Raw genomic sequence first — 14,958 nt, forward strand, 5'->3', positions numbered from 1 at the left:
TATCACTGTATCCTTCATCTGCCGTCCTTTCGCGCAGTCGTTTCTTCCAACGACCATTCTGGCACATTGCGATGCCGTGCGGGGAGGACGGCAACCACCCCATCTCACAGGCTCCGTCTTCGGACCGGGAAACACCGTCGCAACAGCGTGCAGCGGCAGACGCAGGTGATCGCACAGAACCCCCGCCGCGACCGCGCGCAGATCGGTCGTGGGCGCCAGGTCCCGGTTTTCAAAAAGCTGGCCGGAACGCAGACCCGGCCATGTGCCGCCCACCTTTCCGCCCGCAACGGCGCCACCCGCCAGGAACGTGACCGTCCCCGTGCCATGATCCGTCCCGCCCGTGCCATTCATGCGCACGGTTCTTCCGAACTCCGTCAGAGCCAGAACCACCGTGCGCTTCCAGCTTTCCCCAAGATTCTGACGCAGGGCGCCGATCCCGCGATCAAGCTGCGCAAGCGGACCCGCCAGACGCCCGGCCTGACCCGCATGCGTATCCCACCCCCCGATCTCCAGCGCGGCGACACGCGGACCACGGGGCTGTGCCAGCATCTGCCCCGCCGCTGCCGAAAGCCGGGTAAAAGCATCAGGCTTCCGGGATCTGTCAGCCGGAGACGGCATCCCCGTACCCGCTCCGGCTGTCTCCGAAAAACCCCTGGCGTTCAGACCGTTCCGGAACGCCGGCCCCGTGACAGGATCAGACGCGTTCAGAGCAGCAATCTGACTGTAAAGATCATCACCCGGATGCAAGCTTCCCGCCGGAGCGTAACTCCCCACCCTGGCCGCCCCGCGAAGCAGAAGCGGAACCGTCAGCCCCATGGCCAGCCCATAGCCGTCCGGCCTGTTCGCCTTGCCCTGAAGCACCGAAACCGCCCGGTTCAGCCAGCCGCTGTTCAGCCGGTCATCCGCGCCGCTTTCCAGATAATCCTGAGCCTCGAAATGGGACCGGCTGCGATAATGCCCCGCAACGGCATGAACAGGCAGCATCTGACCTTCGCCGTACAGAGCATGAAGCGCCCGCAGGGAAGGGTGCAGCCCGTAAAATCCCCCCAGATCAAGAAGACCGCCTTCCTGTCCCGGCTCAGGAAGAACCAGATCCCGGCGATACGTTCTGAGATCAGCATCGCCATAGGGTGTGACCGCTGCCAGACCGTCCAGCGCCCCCCGGAGAATGATGACCACAAAACGCGGATCGTCCGGCCCGCCGGATGCGCCGGCAAAAGCAAGAGAAGAACGGCCGAGAACCCAGCCCGCGGCCAGACCCAGAAGAGCAGTGCGGCGACGGATCATCATGTGTCAGCGCCTCTGAAATTCAGGAGAGGAAAAAAGCAGCGCCAGCGCATCCTGACGGGAACCGGCACGATGCATCGCAGTCCGGGTCTGCGGACGGAGCGCAGAGCCGAGAGCAATCCGGGCAATCTCCGTCGGATCTCCGGTCCGGACATGCGCCGCCATTCTCCAGGCCCAGTCCGTGCGCGCCAGCATATCCGCCGGCGCGCACCAGTCCGCCGTCCTGTCGCTCCAGCCATTGGGCAGAGGCGCCGTCCACAAAGGCTGCCCGAGAGACGCGAAAGCCGATGCAAGCAGATGCGCGGCGGAATGAGGATCATCCGGCTGGCTGGCCTCTCCGCCCATGGACAGAGCCCGCATGACCGCGGTGGCATAGTCCATGGGAGAGCGGAACTTGCCCCCGGCGCGGTCAGCGCCATGCAGATCCGCCAGAGCAAGCGATGCCTCCCGCAGATCACCCTCACTGTCCCGCAGAACGGAGGCGATATGACTGACATCCTGCGGCGCAGGCGTGTCGGAAATGAAATGCCCGACCATCCGGGTGGCAATATGCTGATATGTCGCAGGATGCGTGCCCAGAAAATGCAGCGCCTGCATGCCGCCTTCCTCACCCTCCGGAAATGCCTGGCCCATGACGGTCTTTACACCCGGCTCATGCGCCTTTTCCCGAAATACGAAGCCGGGCTGCGCCGCCTTCATATCGACGCCCCAGCCCGTCAGGATCGCCGCAAAGGACGTCACATCCGCCTGGCTGTAACCGGCAGCAGGGGAGACCGTGTGCAGTTCCAGACACTCACGGGCCAGATTCTCGTTCAGGCCATGATGACTTTTGCGCCCCGCCGGACTGGACGGCCCGATGGAGGACGCATTGTCCAGATACATCAGCATGGCCGGATGACGCATCCCGGCCAGTAGCATATCCGGAAAACGGCCGGTCACATAAGGACGAATGGCCTCGCGCATATAAGCGCCAATGACCGCCCTCGTGCTGCCCTGACGCAGACTGACCGTAAAATGATTGAACCAGAACCAGGCCAGGCGTTCGCGAAAAGGCTGTTCCGTGACAATCAGATTGTCCAGCTGGGTCGCAACCTCCGCCTGAAAGACCGGCCTGACCAGAGGATCGCCCTGCATCTTCGTGCGCCGCTGCTCCCGCAGAGCGATCAGACCATCCGAACACGGCTCCACATTCCTGAACACGGCCGTATCAGGCCCGGCCAGCTGACCCGAAAGCCAGTCACGAAGAGACGCATCAGGAACCACACTGTCCCGCTGGCCCCAGCCAAATCTGTTGATCGCACTGGCAAGTCGCATGGCATCCTCGGAAGACCCGGTGGACGGAAGCAGCTGAACTCTGCCGAAGATAACTCTGCCTGAGATAACTTTGCCGGACACTGCCCGCCCTGTGTGGCGAAATCGGGACAGGTCTGTATGAAATTGTCACATTCAGGACATGCAGAAGAACAAAACAGCGACGCCCGCCGCCGGTCCCTGTGCCCGTCCGGCACGATCCCGGCTCACAAAGCGAAAAACCTATGCCCACCGTAAAAGCAGAGCCGGTGACACCGTCAATAATCCATACGGAAAAATGAACAGCCCGCTGCCGGGCTGGTCAGTGACGCGGACCCTGATGGCGGGCGTCCTTCGCAACAGCTTTGCACCTGTCGCGGAAATGTATTGAAGCAACCTGCCGCCTGTCCGCTCTGACATCGCAGAGCAGACAGGCAGTCAGGGTTAGCGCAATGTCCCTGTCAGGACGGGCAGCCTGTCAGAGAGGACTCCCTGACGATCAGACCCTTAGTACTGAACAGATTTAGCATCGAGCGGAGCCGCTTTCGGCGGAGCGAACCGGGTCAGCTCGATCCCCTCGACGGCAACCTTGTATTCCTCAGCGCTCGGCGTCCGGCCAAGGATCGCCGACAGCACCACGACCGGAGTCGAGGCCAGAAGCGATTCACCCTTCTTCTCGCCGGAATCCTCGACGACACGCCCCTGGAACAGACGGGTTGACGTCGCCAGAACGGTATCGCCCTTTTCCGCCTTCTCCTGGTTGCCCATGCACAGGTTACAGCCCGGACGTTCCAGATAGAGGATGTTCTCGTATTCGGTCCGCGCGCTGGCTTTCGGCAGCAGGTCATTGAACTCGAAGCCGGAATAACGCTCCAGAATCTCCCAGTCCCCTTCGGCCTTCAGCTCATCGATGATGTTGTAGGTCGGGGCGGCGACAACGAGCGGTGCTTTGAACTCCACCTTCCCCTGTGCCTTCTCAAGATTCTTGAGCATCTGGGCCACGATTTTCATGTCGCCCTTATGCACCATGCAGGAGCCCACAAACCCAAGGTCCACCTTCTTGTTCCCACCGTAGTAGGAAACCGGGCGGATTGTGTCGTGGGTATAGCGCTTGGACACATCCGGGTTTTTCACATCCGGATCGGCGATCATCGGCTCGTCGATCTGGTCGAGATCAACCACAACCTCGGCGAAATATTTCGCATTGGCGTCGGGAGCCAGCGCAGGCTTCTCGCCCGAGCGAATCTCGGCAATGCGTTTATCAGCCTTGGCGATCAGACCCTTCAGTGTGCCCGCGGCATTCTCCATGCCCTTGTCGATCATGATCTGAATGCGCGACTTGGCGATTTCCAGCGACTCTATCAGCGTCTCATCCTGTGAGATGCAGATGGAGGCCTTCGCCTTCATCTCAGCCGTCCAGTCGGTGAACGTGAAGGCCTGGTCAGCCAGCAGCGTGCCGAGATGCACCTCGATCACCCGACCCTGGAAAACGTTGTCACCACACTGCCGGAGCATCTGCGCCTGCGTCGCATGGACCACATCACGGAAATCCATGTGCGGCTGCATTGTGCCCTTGAACGTCACCTTGACCGACTGCGGGATCGGCATCGTCGCCTCACCGGTGGCCAGCGCCAGCGCCACAGTGCCGGAATCAGCCCCGAAGGCCACGCCCTTCGACATACGGGTATGACTGTCGCCGCCGATGATGATCGCCCAGTCATCCACGGTGATGTCGTTCAGCACCTTATGAATCACGTCCGTCATCGCGTGATAGACGCCCTTCGGGTCGCGCGCGGTGATCAGACCGAAGTTGTTCATGAATTTCATGAGCTTCGGAATGTTCGCCTGTGCCTTCTTGTCCCACACGGACGCCGTATGGCACCCGGACTGGTACGCGCCGTCCACAAGAGGCGAAATGACGGTGGCCGCCATCGCCTCAAGCTCCTGCGCGGTCATCAGACCGGTCGTGTCCTGGGAACCGACGATGTTCACCTTCACGCGAACATCCGACCCCGCATGCAGGACCGTGCCCGGAGCAACGCCAACAGCATTGCGGTTAAAGATCTTCTCAACCGCGGTCAGGCCCTGATCCTCGACCGTAATTTCCTTGTTCGGGGCAAAAACCGGCGGCGCCTTGATCCCCAGCGTCTGGGCGGCAAATGTCTGGAGCTTCTTGCCGAAAACGATCGCGTAGGAGCTGCCCGCTTTCATGAACTCCATCTTCTGGGGCGTGAACGCGGCGGCAACATCGACCAGCTCCTCGCCCTTCTCGTCTCGGAGCCGCTTGTTCTTCACATCGATCTTCAGAACGGTGCCGGTCTCAACCGAATATTTCTGCTCAAGGACAGGATTGCCATCCTTATCCAGAACCGGCTTGCCGTCTGCACCGGTTTTCCGGACCCAGTTTTTCAGATTGATGCCGATACCGCCGGTCACGTCGACAGTGGTCGCAAAAATCGGCGAGATACCGTTGGTGCCCGCGACGACAGGGGCGAAATTGACGAAAGGAACGTAAGGGCTGGCCTGCTTGCCGGTCCAGAGCGCCACGTTGTTCACGCCCGACATGCGCGACGAGCCTACGCCCATCGTGCCCTTTTCGGCGATCATCATCACCCGTGCGTCGGGATGCTGCTTCTGCAGCGCAACGATTTCTTTCTGCGCCTCGGGCGAGATCATGCACTGACCATGCAGTTCGCGGTCCGAGCGCGAATGCGCCTGATTGCCCGGCGACAGAAGATCGGTCGAGATATCGCCTTCCGCCGCGATGAAGGTCACGACTTTGATCTCGTCCTCAACATCCGGCAGCTTGGTGAAGAACTCGGCTTTTGCGTAGCTCTCAAGCACGTCCTTCGCGACTGCATTGCCCGCTTTGTAGGCATCGCGCAGCCGGAACATATCGGCGTCATAGAGGAAAACCTGGGTCTTCAGCACCTCGCCCGCCTGCCTGGCAACCGGGCCGTCATCGCCGAGGGCAATGTCAAGCAGCACCCTGACCGACGGACCACCCTTCATATGCGACAGCAGTTCGAGGGCAAAGGCCGGTGAGATCTCAGGAACCACCGCCTCGCCCAGGACGATCTTCTTCAGGAAGGCCGCCTTGACATCCGCAGCGCTCGTGGTGCCCGGCAGCGTGTTGTAAATGAAGAATCTGAGAGCATCCGCCCGGTGCTCGTTCCCGGCATCCTCAATCAATGTAATGATGTCACGAACGAGTCCGCCGTCGTCGATCGGCCTGGGAGCAAGTCCCTGACTTTTTCTGTCCTTGATTTCGGCCAGGTAATCTGAGTAGGCGCTCATCGCAATTCCAACATAACTGAGGTGTGTGGACCTGAAATGCGGTCCCGGAAACCGGACAGGGTCAGGTCGGCTTAAGGTTCTGATGGATCCGGGTTACGGCACCCCCTGCCGGCTGACAAGACACGGCATTTCAGCAAAAACAGTCCTTCGAATTCAGCGTTAACCGCCAAAAACAGCAACCCGCATACCCACCAGGCCGCAACAGGCAGATCATCATCTCTGCCCCGTCGGGCCGCTCCGATCTGACTGATGACGAAACATTTGTCATGTCAATTTTCCGGCACTGGCAAACCACCGGCAATCTGTCGGCACGACCCGCAAAAGGGCTGAAAGCAGCCAGCCTGACACGCTGAAAAATGACCGGTTACACAATCGTCCCCGGTTGCCGTCCGGCCTCTCCGGAACGCTTCCTGACCGACGCATATTTCCCCATGGATCGCCCCTGAAAATTCAGGCAGTCTGCCTCTCCCGACATCATAAATCCCGGTGACGCCCATGCCCTCCGACAATCCCCTCGCAGGCCACGTCGCCCTCGTTACCGGAGCGGGCAGGGGGATCGGCCGCGCCACCGCCCTCCGCCTCGCCAGCCTTGGCGCCTCCGTCCTCTGCGTCGCCCGCTCCCGCGACGAACTTGAATCCTGCGTCGCCGAAGCCGGCCCGAAAGCCGCCGCCCTCCCGCTCGACATCACCGCCCCCGACGCCGCGCAGACCCTGATCGAAACCGCCCTGACCCGCTTCGGAAAACTCGACATCCTCGTGCTCTCGTCAGGCGCTTTTCACAGCGGCACACTTGAGAACCTCACTGACACCGACTTCGGAAAACTCTTCGACGTCAACGTCAGAGCCCCGCTCAGCATCATCCGCGCCGCCCTCCCGGCGCTCCGCGACAGCAAAGGCCAGATCGCCGTCGTCAACTCCACCATCATCCGCGCCGCCAGCACCGCCGGCCGCGGCCTCTACGCCGCCACCCAGGCCGCGCTCCGGTCCCTCACCGACACCCTGCGCAGCGAAATCAATCAGGACGGCATCCGCGTCCTCTCCGTCATGCCCGGAACCACCGCCACCCCGCGCCAGGAAGCCATCCACGCCGCCGCCGGCAAACCATGGCACCCCGAACGCCTCCTGCAGCCGGAAGACGTCGCCATCGCCCTCTGCGGCGCCCTGCTGCTCCCCGAAACCGCCGAGGCGACAGACATCTTCGTCCGCCCGATGATGAAATCCTGACCCAGCCGTCACAAACAGCACGTCTGCGGCGCCCTTCTTATCAAAATATGTAAACGTCCTTTTTTAAGTGGACGCCGCCCGCACGGGAAACGTAGCGTCCGCGAACCAATACGAAATAATGACAGCCGCTCAATAATAATCCCGCCCGCGTCACAGAAGCAGGGCAGCAAGGGAGAGCATCATGACCGTCATCCATCTCGACAGCACAATCTCCGACGATGAACGCCGCGAACGCCTCTTCGCCGGCGACATCTTCATCTACAGCCCGAGCGCCGCCTCCACAGCGCTCGTCGCCCATGCCCGCAGTCTGATCGAGGACGCCTTCGCCCCCCTCGACCCCGAGCACGCCCAGTTCGCCATGCCCGTCGCCGATTATGCGAACCTGCTCGGACGGCTCAAACCCCACTTCATCCACCACCCGACATCGAAAGCCCTGGTCAGCGAAATCATCGCCGAACTCGGCGGCGACCTCGCCCGGTATTACTTCGATGTCCCGAAAATGCGGTCCTCAACCAGCGACAATTACCTGACCAGCGGCATCGCGCTCGCCTTTCCGCCCCATCGCGACACCTGGTATTCCGCGCCCTTCTGCCAGATCAACTGGTGGACCCCGATCTACGGCATCACCCGCGACAACGGCATGGCCTTCTTCCCGAAATATTTCGACACCCCCATCGCCAACAATTCCGAAGTCTACAACTACTACAAATGGAACAGCACCCGCGCCACCGCCCATCTCGACCTCACCGGCAGCAGCCAGCGCGTCGCTCCCTCCGCCCGCCCCGGTCAGTGACAGCCCCGACGCCCGCTACGTCGTCCCGCCCGGCGGCCTCATCCTCTTTTCCGCCGCCCAGCTTCACGCCAGCCTGCCCAACAGCTCCGGCAAAACCCGCTTCAGCATCGACTTCCGCACCGTCCACGAAGACGACATCACCGATCAGAAAGGCGCAAAAAACATCGACAGCGCCTGCACCGGAACCGCCCTGCGCGACTTCATGCGCTGCACCGACCACATCCGCCTCCCGGAATCCCTGATCGAACCCTATGACAGTGGCCGCGAAGACGCCGAAATCCTCATCTACCAGCCCCCGCCCGTCACGGCGTCACTGACCGCGACCGCAGAGTCCGCCACGCAATCCACCACACCTCACTGACTCTCGCCGGGAACCCGCCTCAAGAAGCACACCCGCAACAGGTCTTTGATAAAAAAAGTTTTTGGGTGCCGCCTTTTTTCAAAAAGGCGGCGTTCTCTGAAGCTTTTTGAAAAAAGCTTCACCAAAAACTCCTTTATGATTTCAGAGCGAGTTTCACGGAGAAACAACTCTCCCCTGCAATCAGCTAATAAATGAGACGTTCCGCGCGGGTAACTGCCTTGCCTCGACAGAAACACAGCCAAATGCTGTAACAGAAGGAAGACGTACAGTAACATCCGGAAGACCAGAATGAATTCAGCTCCTCATGGCTCCGCGGATACTCCCGACACCAGCCATGAAGATCAGAAGACACCCCCGCCGGAACTTCACCTCAGCATCTCAATGCAGGACAGCATCAACGCCTCCCTCTGGGAAAACAGCGTCCCCGTCCTGCAAGCTCTCTCCCTCGACAACCAGACGGACCGCAGCTTCCCCCGTCTCGATGTCACCATCACCTCCGACCCGCCCCTGATCCGCTCCCATACCTGGCGCCTCCAGGATATCAGCCCGCACCAGTTCCGCGCCATCGGCGGCCTCGAACTCAGACTGGACGGCCCCGCTCTCTGCAGACAGACTGAAGCCTCCCGCGCCGAAATCACCTTCACCGTCACCACGCCGGCCACAGACGGTAAAGAACCCGAACAGCTCCACCAGCAGACCACCACCGTCCGCGTCCTCGCCCGGAACGAATGGGGCGGCCTGTCCGGCATCCCCGATATCCTCGCCGCCTTCGTCCTCCCGAACGATCCCGCCGTTGCCCGCATCCTCCGCAGCGCCTCCTCCATCCTCAGAGACGCCGGGAAAACCCACTCACTCGAAGGCTATCAGGGCAGCAAAACCCGCGTCTGGGAACAGGCGCAGGCCATCTGGTGCGCGATCTGCGCCCTGGATATCACCTACGTGAATCCACCCGCATCCTTCATCGAAAGCGGCCAGCGCGTCCGCCTTCCCACCCAGATCGCCGAAGAAAAACTCGCAACCTGCCTCGACAGCGCCCTCCTCTTCGCCTCCTGCCTGGAAGCCGCCGGCCTCCACCCCGTCATCGTCCTCACGAAAGGCCACGCCTTCACCGGCCTCTGGCTCGCCGACACCGATGCCGGCAGCTCCGTCATGCAGGACCTGCCCGCATTCAGAAACCGCCTGAAACTCGACGACCTGAAAGTCTTCGAAACCACCCTCGTCACCCACGCCCGCAAACCCTCCTTCACCGCCGCCTGCGACAAAGGCGAGGCGACCCTCCGCCACGCCGGCGAGGACGAAGACAACACCTTCCGCGAAATCATCGACATCCACCGCGCCCGCATGCGGAAAATCCACCCGCTTTCCTCCGGCGCCGGCAGGGAAAACCCCGATACCGGCGAGAACGATCAGCCGGACGCCACCCATCAGCCCGTCTTCGAAGCCGCCCCCGGCCTGCGCGAAGACACAGCAGATCCGGCGGAAGACCTCCCGGACAATCCCGCCGATCGCATCAGCCGCTGGTGCAACCGCCTGCTCGATATGTCCGCCCGCAACCGCCTTCTGAATCTGCCGAAATCCGAAAAGCAGATCATCGAAATCGACTGCCCCGATCCCGCCGAACTCGAAAACCGCCTCGCCGAAATCCGCTCCGGCAGCAAAACAAAGCCGCTCCGCTTCTGCGCCTGGCCCGAAATGATGAAAAACGGCGACCCCCGTGACGCCGCCCTCCACCACGAACGCCATCACGACGAAGCCGCGCTCACCTACGCCAGAGACGCCCTGAAACGCGGCGAACTCCTCGTCGACCGCACCGAACAGGCCCTCCAGGCCGCGCTGACCGAAATCTACCGCCGCGCCCAGGCCGCGGAACAGGAAGGCGGCTCGAATATCCTCTTCCTCACCATCGGCGCCCTCGCCTGGACAAAAAAGGAAGGCGACAAACCCTGGCTCGCCCCTCTGATCCTCGTCCCCGTCACCCTCGAACGCCCGAGCGTGAAGTCCGGCTTCTTCCTCCGCGCCCACAGCGACGACAGCCGCGTCAACATCACCCTGCTCGAAATGCTCCGCGAGGACTACGCCCTCCGCTTCCCCGAACTCGAAGGCGACACGCTCCCGGAGGACGAGGCCGGGCTCGACGTCAGCCGCATCGTCGACATCTTCCGTGCCCGTATCAGGCAGGTTCCTAAATGGGAAGTCCGCGATCACGTCACCCTGACGACACTCTCCTTCGCCAAATTCCTGATGTGGAAAGACCTCACGGAACGACGCGACAGCCTCCGCGCCAATGACGTCGCCCGCAAACTGCTCGACGGCGTCACGCAGGAAACCGCCGATACCCCGCCAGGCACCTTCTTCACCGAAGCCGACGGCGAACTCGACGAAGCCCTCTCGAAAGCCGGCCTCGTCTGCCCCATGGAAGCAGATTCCTCCCAGCTCAGAGCCGTCGCCCGCGCCGCCTCCGGTGAAAACTTCGTCCTCATCGGCCCGCCCGGCACCGGAAAAAGCCAGACCATCACAAACATCATCGCCAACACCCTCGCCCAGGGCCGCACCGTCCTCTTCGTCGCCGAAAAACGCGCCGCCCTGGAAGTCGTCCGCAAACGCCTCAAAGACATCAGCCTCGCCGAATTCTGCCTCGACCTGTTCTCACCCAAAGCCAGCAAAACCGGCGTCCTCGAACAGTTCGGCAACGCCCAGGGCGTCGCGGACAGCTTCGATGAATCGTTCTGGCAATACAGCCACACCCAGATCGACCAGCTCCGCGCCGAACTCAACGCCTACGTCACCGAACTCCACAAACGCTGGCGCAACGGCTGGACGCCCTATCGCGGCATCGGCATCTCCCTGCGCGCCTTCGACGCCCGCATCATGGACCTCGCCCTCTCCTGGTCCGATCCCGACACCCACAGCGAAGACGATTACAAAAACCTCAGAGACGCCGCCGAAGACCTCGCCCAGGTGCACGCCCGCATCGGCGACGTCGCCAGCTCCCCCGCGCTCGCCGGTCTCGCCCGCACCGAGTGGGGGCCGCAATGGGAGCGTGACTTCCTCGCCGCCATCCGCACGCTCCAGGCCTGCCTCGACCGCCTGATCCCCGCCGCGAAAGACGCCCGCAAACTGCTCGGCCTGAACCCGGACCTCCTCGCTCTCCCGGATATTCTCCGGACCAGCGACCTCTGCAGCCGGATCCTGAACCCCGAAGCCTGCGCCTGGGCCTTTACGGAAGACGCCTCCGCAACCCGCGAAACCCTCTTCGCCGAACAGACCCCCATCGCCCGCCACCGCGCCCTGACCGGCGAACTCGAAACCACCTGGAAACCGGAAGTCACCACGCTCCCCCTCGAAGACCTCCTGAAAACATGGCGTGAGGCAAAGGAGAAATCCGTCTTCCAGTTCCTCGCCCGCTCAAAGGCGCAGAAATCCGTCCGCGCCAGCCTCGCGGCTCACGCCACAGGCCAGATCCCCGAAGACTGCGAAGCCGAACTCGAACGCCTCGCTGAACTCCAGGCCATCGAAAAATGCCTGAACGACGCGCCCCATGCCAGAACCGTCGGCCCGGACCTCTGGCGCGGCCTCGATACCGATTTCGATCAGATCGAAGCCCGGCATATCTGGGGCAAAATCACCCGCGGCACACTCGCCGCCGCAGCCCCCGACGTCACCGCCCTGCTCGCCGCCCGCACCCAGCTCACCACCCTCCTGCGCGACGGCCGCGATCTCCTGCAACCCGGCGGCGCCGCCCACACCACCCTGAAAAAATTCCAGACAGAGCTTCAGACCGTCACGGACGCGCTCTCCGCTCTCAGCAGCCTCAGCGGCACGGACAGCGAGCAGCTCGTCAGCGCTACCGCCCCCGACTGGCCCGCGCTCCTCCGCGCCAGGCTGGAGAGCTGGAACAATGCCGCCCGTGATCTCCGCGACTGGTGCAACTGGAAAATCACCTGCCAGAAAGCCGAACGCCTCGGTCTAGCCCCGCTCGTCGACGCCATCGGCAACGGCCTCATTCCCCCGGAACAGACCGTCAGCATCTTCGAGGCGAACTACGCCCGCTGGTGGATCGCCGCCGCCGTCGAGCAGTCGCCCCTCCTGCGCGGCTTCATCGCCGCCACGCACGAGAAAAGCATCGAACGTTTCCGCGACCTCGACCGCCAGCTCATGACCATGGCCTCCCGGATGATCCGCGCCCGCCTCGCCGGCAAAATCCCCGATGCCCGCACCCGTCAGACCGATCCGGAATACAAAGTCCTCACCCGCGAGATTCAGAAAAAGACCCGCCACCTCCCCATCCGCCAGCTCGCGGAGAAAATGCCCGGCGCGCTCAGAAACCTGACCCCGTGCCTGATGATGAGCCCACTCTCCGTCGCGCAGTACCTCCCGCATAACGCGCGCCCCTTCGATCTCGTCATCTTCGACGAGGCCTCGCAGATCCCCACCTGGGACGCCGTCGGCGTCATCGGACGCGGCAGCCAGGTCATCGTCGTCGGCGACCCGAAACAGCTCCCGCCCACCAGCTTCTTCAGCAGCAACGCTGGCTCCGACGACGAAAATACGGATGTCGACACCTGCGATCTGGAATCCATCCTCGACGAATGTCTCGGCGCCGGCATCCCGCCCGTCTGGCTGAACTGGCATTACCGCAGCCGCCATGAAAGCCTCATCGCCTTCTCGAACCACGCCTATTATCACGGCCAGCTCGTCACCTTCCCGTCGCCCGCGACAAAGGATAACGCCGTCTCCTTCCGCTTCGTGCCGGACGGCGTCTACATGCGCGGCACAGGCAGAAACAATCCCGCCGAAGCCCGCGCCATCGTCACCGAAGCCGTGCGCCTCCTGCAGGACGGCAGCAACCGCACCCTTGGCATCGTCACCTTCAACGCCCAGCAGCAGACCCTGATCTCGGATCTGTTCGACAAGGCCCGCGGCGATCACCCCGACATCGAACGCTTCTTCAGCCCGGAGACGACCAGCGAGCCCGTCCTGATCCGCAATCTCGAAAACGTTCAGGGCGAGGAACGCGACGTCATGCTGTTCTCCCTGACCTTCGGCCCCGATCAGGCCGGCCACATCACCATGAATTTCGGCGCCCTCAACCGCGACGGCGGCGAACGCCGTCTCAACGTCGCCATCACCCGAGCCCGCGAAAAACTGATCGTTTTCGGCTCTCTCCGCGCCGACCAGATCGACATCCGCCGCACCGCCGCCCAGGGCGTGCATGACCTCCGCGACTTCCTCGCTTTCGCCGAACACGGCCCCACAGCCCTCGCCGGCGCCCATCACGGCTCCATCGGCGACTTCGACAGCCTGTTCGAGGAAGAAGTCGCCGCCCTCCTGCGCCGGAAAGGCTGGCAGGTCGTCCCGCAGGTGGGCGTCTCCGGCTTCCGCATCGATCTCGGCATCGTCGATCCCGACCGCCCCGCCATCTTCCTCGCCGGCGTCGAATGCGACGGCGCCACCTATCACCGCAGCGCCACCGCCCGCGATCGCGACCGCCTGCGCCATGCCGTCCTCGAGAACCTCGGCTGGTCCATCTGCCGCATCTGGTCCACCGACTGGTGGACCAACGCCCCCCGCGAATGCGACCGCATCGACGCTACCCTCCGCGCCCTCCTCGAAACGAAACGCAAAGACCGCGCCGCACAGGAAGAAAAAGACCGCCAGGCCGCCGAAACCGCCAGCCGCCACAAACAGAACTCCGACCGCGCCGCTGCCAAAGCCCCCGACAACACCCCGTCAGATCATCCCACCACAGCAGGGCAGGGGACAGCCGCATCCCGGACCACATCCCCGGTCACGTCTCCGGCCACATCCGCCAGCACAGCTCCGGAGACAAATTCCGACACCATCCCGTCAGATCATCCCACCATCACAACAGAGCAGGGAACAGACACATCCCCGACCGCGTCCCGGACCACATCCCCGGTTACGTCTCCGGTCACATCCTCAGTAACGCCTCCGGCCATATCTCCCGGCGCAGTCCCGGAAACAGAGACCAGAACAGAGTCCGCAACCGTTCCTGCAGCAGATTCCGCCCCGGCCCCCGGCACCCCGGCCCTGAAAACCACCCCCGAACCCGTATCCTCCCCGAACCCGGAACCCCTTTTCGCAAAAACCACGTCTCCGGACGCACCCGTCACAACCGCGCTCCCGACCCCCGATCAGAGCCGCTTCTTCGACGCCGGCTACCAGCCCACCCTGAGCGCCCTCATCACGCATTATCTCGAACAGAACGGCCCCATACGTCAGGACCTCCTCGTCCAGGCCATCTCCCGCCTCCACAATTTCGGCCGCGCCGGCCGCGAAATCCGTGAACACATCACCGGCAGCATCCCGCCAGACCTGCGCCGTACCGACGAAGACCCCGGCCCCTTCCTCTGGCCCGCCTCCATGTCCCCCGAAACCGGAATGGCCTTCCCCGCGCCGGCAAAAGGCGAAACACTCGACCCCGCAACAATCCCGCTCGCCGCCCTGACCTCCCGCGCCCGCACCCACCTCAGCGCCGGCCTGACACCCGAAGCCACAATCCTCGCCCTCCGCACCGATTGCGGCATGTCCCGCATGGGCAGCACCACCCGCGCCAGACTGGAACAGGCCGTCAGCCAATTACTGGAAGAGAATCCGGCCCCATAAAGCCATCAGAGCGGGGAGGGACAGCTACGGCCCCGGAAAACAACGCCCTGCCTGCTCCCCACACCACTCTATGCAAAAC

The 14,958-nt window shown here is 62.9% G+C and carries 8 protein-coding genes; 4 read left to right on the plus strand and 4 right to left on the minus strand.

What is annotated here, in order from left to right; all coding sequences use genetic code 11:
• From GOB93_RS15060 to GOB93_RS15070, 3 genes are all read right to left on the minus strand, one after another.
• Window positions 1-1,290 (minus strand): DUF1501 domain-containing protein (locus GOB93_RS15060; RefSeq protein WP_173584335.1); only part of this gene is annotated, 1,290 nt, incomplete at its 3' end.
• Between the two features lie 3 nt (window positions 1,291-1,293).
• Window positions 1,294-2,601, minus strand: coding sequence for a DUF1800 domain-containing protein (locus GOB93_RS15065; RefSeq protein ID WP_173584336.1), 1,308 nt, complete (start codon window positions 2,599-2,601; stop codon window positions 1,294-1,296).
• A gap of 483 nt (window positions 2,602-3,084) precedes the next feature.
• Window positions 3,085-5,874 carry a bifunctional aconitate hydratase 2/2-methylisocitrate dehydratase gene (locus GOB93_RS15070; RefSeq protein WP_173584337.1) on the minus strand — a complete coding sequence of 930 codons (2,790 nt, stop codon included), beginning with the start codon at window positions 5,872-5,874 and terminating at the stop codon, window positions 3,085-3,087.
• A gap of 495 nt (window positions 5,875-6,369) precedes the next feature.
• Between GOB93_RS15070 and GOB93_RS15075 the strand changes: the two genes are divergently transcribed.
• A complete protein-coding gene (locus tag GOB93_RS15075; RefSeq protein WP_173584338.1) occupies window positions 6,370-7,098 on the plus strand; it encodes an SDR family oxidoreductase in 729 nt (242 codons plus the stop codon).
• A 181-nt stretch (window positions 7,099-7,279) separates the two neighbouring features.
• Complete coding sequence (locus tag GOB93_RS21190; RefSeq protein WP_198912707.1) at window positions 7,280-7,891, plus strand: hypothetical protein; 612 nt, start codon at window positions 7,280-7,282, stop codon at window positions 7,889-7,891.
• On the opposite strand, the gene GOB93_RS21195 is transcribed toward GOB93_RS21190, so the two are convergent.
• Window positions 7,842-8,111 carry a hypothetical protein gene (locus GOB93_RS21195; protein WP_198912708.1) on the minus strand — a complete coding sequence of 90 codons (270 nt, stop codon included), beginning with the start codon at window positions 8,109-8,111 and terminating at the stop codon, window positions 7,842-7,844. The genes GOB93_RS21190 and GOB93_RS21195 overlap by 50 nt on opposite strands.
• Between GOB93_RS21195 and GOB93_RS21200 the strand changes: the two genes are divergently transcribed.
• On the plus strand, window positions 8,094-8,252 hold the full coding sequence (locus tag GOB93_RS21200) for a hypothetical protein (protein WP_198912709.1): 159 nt from the start codon (window positions 8,094-8,096) through the stop codon (window positions 8,250-8,252). The two genes, GOB93_RS21195 and GOB93_RS21200, sit on opposite strands and share 18 nt — an antisense overlap.
• Window positions 8,253-8,540: 288 nt before the next feature.
• Window positions 8,541-14,879: a DUF3320 domain-containing protein gene (locus tag GOB93_RS15085; RefSeq protein WP_173584339.1), complete on the plus strand. Its 6,339-nt coding sequence runs from the start codon at window positions 8,541-8,543 to the stop codon at window positions 14,877-14,879.
• The last annotated feature ends 79 nt before the right edge of the window (window positions 14,880-14,958 follow it).

The organism is Acetobacter musti (assembly GCF_011516835.1).
Taxonomy (GTDB): domain Bacteria; phylum Pseudomonadota; class Alphaproteobacteria; order Acetobacterales; family Acetobacteraceae; genus Acetobacter; species Acetobacter musti.

Bases quoted from the DNA above. Each gene is read 5' to 3' on its own strand.
- GOB93_RS15085 (WP_173584339.1), top strand. From the start codon at position 8,541: ATGAATTCAGCTCCTCATGGCTCCGCGGATACTCCCGACACCAGCCAT.
- GOB93_RS15070 (WP_173584337.1), bottom strand. From the start codon at position 5,874: ATGAGCGCCTACTCAGATTACCTGGCCGAAATCAAGGACAGAAAAAGT.
- GOB93_RS15065 (WP_173584336.1), bottom strand. From the start codon at position 2,601: ATGCGACTTGCCAGTGCGATCAACAGATTTGGCTGGGGCCAGCGGGAC.
- GOB93_RS15075 (WP_173584338.1), top strand. From the start codon at position 6,370: ATGCCCTCCGACAATCCCCTCGCAGGCCACGTCGCCCTCGTTACCGGA.
- GOB93_RS21200 (WP_198912709.1), top strand. From the start codon at position 8,094: ATGCGCTGCACCGACCACATCCGCCTCCCGGAATCCCTGATCGAACCC.
- GOB93_RS21190 (WP_198912707.1), top strand. From the start codon at position 7,280: ATGACCGTCATCCATCTCGACAGCACAATCTCCGACGATGAACGCCGC.